Source organism: Saccharothrix sp. ST-888, assembly GCF_000955975.1.
Lineage (GTDB): Bacteria > Actinomycetota > Actinomycetes > Streptomycetales > Streptomycetaceae > Kitasatospora.
The window spans coordinates 1-315 of the sequence record NZ_JYJF01000878.1 but is presented as its reverse complement, the minus strand read 5'-3'; the positions used below and the strand labels follow the sequence as shown (position 1 = coordinate 315).

The window sequence follows — 315 nt, the reverse complement described above, 5'->3', positions numbered from 1 at the left end:
TGTGGGTGTAGTAAGTGCTGGGGTGGATGCTGCAGTCGTTCGCGGTCAGCGTCCTGCAGATCGGCTCGACTCCGCAGAAGCGGTCCCGGTGCTCGTCGATGAACGCTACGAGCGTGTGTGTGGCCGGTCGAGCTCGGCCGCGAAGAAAGACGCGGCGGCCTTGAGGAGCGGGTTGGCCCGCGTCAGTTCGGCGTTCGACCGCTTGAGTGCCTTGATCGCCGCATATTCCTCGGTCGTCGGTACGGGCCGGGTGTTGGCGTGGGTCTGGGTCTGGGGGACGCACTTGCGCAGGCTCTCCGAGTCGACGTCGCGCGT

The 315-nt window shown here is 66.3% G+C and carries 1 pseudogene; it reads right to left on the bottom strand.

Annotated elements, in window-relative coordinates:
- Nucleotides 1–105 precede the first annotated feature (105 nt).
- Nucleotides 106–315, bottom strand: a pseudogene (locus tag UK12_RS45450) (hypothetical protein); the annotation flags it as partial.